We start from the raw sequence: 2,839 nt of genomic DNA, 5'->3' as shown, positions 1-2,839 counted from the left end.
CCGGCGTGGCCGACGTACCCTGCGCAGGCGCAGTCCCTGCCGCGCCCTTGCGATCAGCCTCTTCCTGGGCCAGCGCCGCCTCAGTGGCACGCTGTTCCGGGGTACGGCTGTCGCTGAACACCAGCAGCATGTAGCGGCTGCGGTTCAACGACGCGGTGGGAATGGCGCGCACGATGGCGAACGGCTGGCCAGAGTCGTGGATCACCTCGTTGACCGTCGCCACCGGATACCCTGCAGGGAAGCGCTCGCCCATGCCGGAGCTGACCAGCAGGTCGCCTTCCTTGACGTCGGCCGTGTCCGCCACATGGCGCAGCTCCAGGCGCTCCGGGTTGCCGGTGCCGCTGGCGATGGCGCGCAGGCCGTTACGGTTGATCTGGACCGGAATGCTGTGCGTGGAGTCAGTCAGCAGCAGGACCCGCGCGGTGTACGGCATCAGCTCGACCACCTGGCCCATCAGGCCGCGGGCATCGAGCACCGGCTGACCGAGGAACACACCGTCGCGTTCGCCCTTGTTGATCAGGATGCGGTGGGTAAAGGGATTGGGGTCGACGCCGATCAGCTCGGCCACCTCGACCTTTTCATTGACCAGCGCAGAGGAATTGAGCAGTTCGCGCAAGCGCACGTTCTGCTCGGTCAACGCTGCCAGCTTCTGCAGGCGGCCTTGCAGCAGCAGGGCTTCGGTCTTGAGCTTTTCGTTTTCCGCGATGAGCTCGGTGCGGCTACCGAACTGCCCGGCTACGCCCTGCCAGATACGCTGCGGCAAGTCGGTGATCCAGTAGGATTCCATCAACACCAGGCCCATCTGGCTGCGCACCGGTTTGAGCACGGCAAAGCGCGCGTCGACCACCATCAGCGCGACCGACAGCACGACCAGTACCAACAGGCGGATGCCCAGCGAGGGGCCTTTGGAGAAAAGCGGTTTAATGGGCCGTTCCTCGTGGACGACTCAGGAGGTCATTGGACATTGGGGCAACGAACCAGCCTGGTTGCAGGTTGACGGAAACGACGCACCGACCGACGCCGGCCGACGCATACAGGTAGCACCGCGAGTGCTACCTGTAAAGCGCGAGGGAAGGTTGCGGGAGGACGACACCTGCGTGGCTTACTCGCTGGACAGCAGGTCCATGGCGTGTTTGTCCATCATTTCCAGTGCGCGACCACCACCACGGGCAACGCAGGTGAGCGGGTCTTCGGCGACGATCACCGGCAGACCGGTTTCCTGGGCCAGCAGCTTGTCGAGGTCACGCAGCAGTGCGCCACCGCCGGTCAGTACCAGGCCACGCTCGGCGATGTCGGAGGCCAGCTCTGGCGGCGATTGCTCCAGTGCGCTCTTGACGGCCTGAACGATGGTGGCCAGCGATTCCTGCAACGCTTCGAGCACCTCATTGGAATTGAGGGTGAAGGCACGCGGAACGCCTTCGGCCAGGTTGCGGCCCCGTACGTCGACTTCGCGGGTTTCGCCGCCTGGGTAGGCGGTGCCGATTTCCTGCTTGATGCGCTCGGCGGTGGATTCACCGATGAGGCTGCCGTAGTTGCGGCGAACATAGGTGACGATGGCTTCGTCGAAGCGGTCGCCACCGACGCGTACGGACTCGGCATAGACCACGCCGTTGAGCGAGATCAGGGCAATTTCCGTGGTGCCGCCGCCGATGTCGACGACCATCGAGCCACGGGCTTCTTCCACGGGCAGACCGGCGCCGATGGCGGCAGCCATGGGCTCTTCGATCAGGAACACTTCACGTGCACCGGCACCCAGGGCCGACTCGCGAATGGCGCGGCGCTCAACCTGGGTGGACTTGCACGGAACGCAGATCAGCACACGCGGGCTGGGCTGCAGGAAGCTGTTTTCATGAACCTTGTTGATGAAGTACTGCAGCATTTTTTCACAAACGCTGAAATCGGCAATCACGCCATCCTTCATCGGACGGATGGCAGCGATGTTGCCGGGGGTACGGCCCAACATGCGCTTGGCTTCGGTACCGACTGCGACGACGCTTTTCTGGTTGCCGTGGGTACGGATGGCAACAACCGAGGGTTCATTCAGTACGATACCGCGCTCACGCACGTAGATTAGAGTGTTGGCCGTCCCCAGGTCGATCGACAGATCGCTGGAAAACATGCCACGCAGTTTCTTGAACATGGGAAAGTGACCCTGGGAAAGCGTGGGTAAAAAAGTGCGGCAAACTCTAACAATGGCGGGGATTTTGGGCAAGGAGCCAATATGTTAAATTGGCAGTTTTTCCGAGCACGCCAGCAGAAGATCGCGGCCCTTTGACCGTCAAACCGCCGGCATGTTCCTCATCGGGTAATTGTTCCCTTTTGTTTCCTAGTCCTGGAGATCCCCATGGCGCTTCAACGCTGCGATGTGGAAAAGATCGCTCATCTGGCCCGTTTGGGCCTCGATGAAGCCGAACTGCCACGCATTACCGATGCCTTGAACAGCATCCTCGGGCTCGTCGACCAGATGCAATCGGTCGACACCGATGGCATCGAGCCCCTCGCCCACCCCCTGGAAGCCAGCCAGCGCCTGCGGCCCGATCAGGTCACCGAGCAGAACCAGCGCGAGCGCTACCAGGCCATTGCCCCAGCGACCGAAAACGGTCTGTATCTGGTTCCGAAAGTCATCGAGTAAGGGATAGAGCCTGCCATGCATCAATTGACCCTGGCCGAGATCGCCCGCGGACTCGCCGACAAGTCGTTTTCCTCCGAAGAGCTGACCGGCGCGCTGCTCAAGCGCATCCACGCCCTCGACCCTCAGCTCAACAGTTTCATCACCGTCACCGACGAGCTCGCCCTGGACCAGGCGCGCGCCGCCGACGCCCGCCGCGCTGGCGGCGAG

At 62.7% G+C, this 2,839-nt stretch carries 3 protein-coding genes and 1 pseudogene; 2 read left to right on the top strand and 2 right to left on the bottom strand.

Going from position 1 to position 2,839, the window contains the following annotated elements; genetic code table 11:
- Nucleotides 1–895 (bottom strand): rod shape-determining protein MreC (gene mreC, locus RT028_RS19045; RefSeq protein ID WP_312936858.1); only part of this gene is annotated, 895 nt, incomplete at its 3' end.
- A gap of 207 nt (nt 896–1,102) precedes the next feature.
- Nucleotides 1,103–2,140, bottom strand: a complete 1,038-nt coding sequence (gene mreB, locus RT028_RS19040) for a rod shape-determining protein MreB (protein ID WP_296263119.1) — start codon at nt 2,138–2,140, stop codon at nt 1,103–1,105.
- A gap of 204 nt (nt 2,141–2,344) precedes the next feature.
- Here mreB and gatC point away from each other — a divergent pair, with 204 nt between their 5' ends.
- Nucleotides 2,345–2,632 (top strand): Asp-tRNA(Asn)/Glu-tRNA(Gln) amidotransferase subunit GatC, encoded by a 288-nt coding sequence (gatC, locus tag RT028_RS19035; protein WP_312936847.1) that lies wholly within the window; start codon nt 2,345–2,347, stop codon nt 2,630–2,632.
- 15 nt (nt 2,633–2,647) lie between these two features.
- Nucleotides 2,648–2,839: pseudogene (locus RT028_RS19030) on the top strand (Asp-tRNA(Asn)/Glu-tRNA(Gln) amidotransferase GatCAB subunit A); the annotation flags it as partial.

It is taken from the genome of Pseudomonas sp., assembly GCF_032058845.1.
GTDB lineage: Bacteria > Pseudomonadota > Gammaproteobacteria > Pseudomonadales > Pseudomonadaceae > Aquipseudomonas.
The sequence above is the reverse complement of the archived record's forward strand: the minus strand, read 5'-3'. Positions and strand labels throughout refer to the sequence as shown.